This window comes from Nitrososphaera sp. (assembly GCF_050748925.1).
Classification (GTDB): Archaea; Thermoproteota; Nitrososphaeria; order Nitrososphaerales; family Nitrososphaeraceae; genus Nitrososphaera.
Window position 1 is genome coordinate 1 of the sequence record NZ_JBOGQF010000235.1, and the last position, 1,397, is coordinate 1,397.

Here is a 1,397-nt window from a genome sequence, read left to right on the forward strand (position 1 = left end):
GGATAATTGCGGCCGTCAAGGAAGTCGAGGTGCTCGAAGTGTGCACGTCAGACACCCACGCCACGTCCGGCAAGAGGACGAAGGAGGGCTACTTTTCCCTCGGCAGCATGGGCGGCCAGGATGAAATCGCAGGCGCGTATGCGGCGATATGCAAGGCCGCTCTGCAGGACGCCGGCGCCTGCAGGTTTGACCTTGCGTCGGCGACGTCAGAGGTCAAGGTGATGGGCGCCCAGTTTGGCGACTACTCGTCCGCGCTTGACAGGTCGATGAAGATAACCAAGGTCTTTGTCGGGATCACTTTTGCCGCCTTTGTCGCGGTGCAGGTCCTTGCCTGACCACGCGCATTTCACCTAAAAATCCCTTTACGTCCATCGCAAACGACCGAAACTGCATGACGGGGATGACCGGGATCCCTGCCACGAACCTTACGCGCTCGGCGTGCAGGGTCAGTATCGCCGGGACGGCTGCAGATATTTTCCTGTCCCTCCTTACAATCTCCTCCGCCCTTGCCGCCTGCTTTTCGCAAAACTGCGCTATCGCAGATAGGTTGCCCCTCTTCCAGTGCTTGCAGTCGACGGCGAGGCAAAAACCCGCGTCGACGCCTACCACGTCGATCTCCATCCTCGGCTTTGTGAAACGCACGTTCGTCCTTGTAGAATAGCCAAGCGACGACAGCACTTCCGACGCGAGACACTCAAAGTCCTTCCAGGAAAGGTGTTCCGACACCTGCTCGACGTCGCACCTTGATTGCAGGGCGATGACAGCGGCCTGCAGCCTGTCGCGGCCAGAGAATGCAAGCGCCCTGCCGGACGACGTGCCGATGCCCATATCGCGCATAAAGCCGATGACTTCGTTGGCGATTGACCTGCTCGCGATGCCTGAATCCATGTGGAATTTTTCATGCGTCGTCTGGCCTTCCATTGCCGCAAGGGCCCTGACCAGCAGCTCCGGGTGCACCTCTGCGCATTGGCGGCCGTGATATTTAATTAAGCCGGGCTTTGCAAGCATGCCGTTGGCTGACTGGAAGGATTTGACCGTTTTGCTCTGCATGGCCCTCGTCGTGCTCGGCGCTGTCGCTCTTGCCGTTTCCGCGCAATCATTTTCCATAGTGCGGGGCAAGGTGGTGGAAAAGGGCGTCGGCGTGCTGCAGCATGAAGGCCGGCCCCGGCTGACAAACACGGTATCTGTGCTGATAGAAAACGACGACAGGGTCTTTGACATCCGCCGTGGGACGGTGGTGCAGTACCCCGTGGCAGAGCGCGACTCTGAAGCGATCGTCGTGGGGTCAGAGATCGAGCTCCTGGTGTCGTCCCATCGGGCGAACGTCCGGATACTGGATGGGCCTTCAGGAAGCCCTGTGTGACTTTAGAAAAGACGCGGTCGCCTTTGCAGTGACG

Annotated in this window: 3 protein-coding genes; 2 read left to right on the top strand and 1 reads right to left on the bottom strand. The window is 59.3% G+C overall.

The window, feature by feature from the left end:
- A partial coding sequence (locus ACREAY_RS11870; protein ID WP_431755975.1) for a DUF2070 family protein occupies window positions 1–335 on the top strand: 335 nt, incomplete at its 5' end.
- Here the strand turns inward: ACREAY_RS11870 and ACREAY_RS11875 are convergent.
- Window positions 295–957, bottom strand: coding sequence for a hypothetical protein (locus ACREAY_RS11875; RefSeq protein WP_431755976.1), 663 nt, complete (start codon window positions 955–957; stop codon window positions 295–297). The two genes, ACREAY_RS11870 and ACREAY_RS11875, sit on opposite strands and share 41 nt — an antisense overlap.
- A gap of 55 nt (window positions 958–1,012) precedes the next feature.
- On the opposite strand from ACREAY_RS11875, the gene ACREAY_RS11880 reads away from it, so the two are divergent.
- Window positions 1,013–1,363 (top strand): hypothetical protein, encoded by a 351-nt coding sequence (locus tag ACREAY_RS11880; protein WP_431755977.1) that lies wholly within the window; start codon window positions 1,013–1,015, stop codon window positions 1,361–1,363.
- Window positions 1,364–1,397 lie beyond the last annotated feature (34 nt).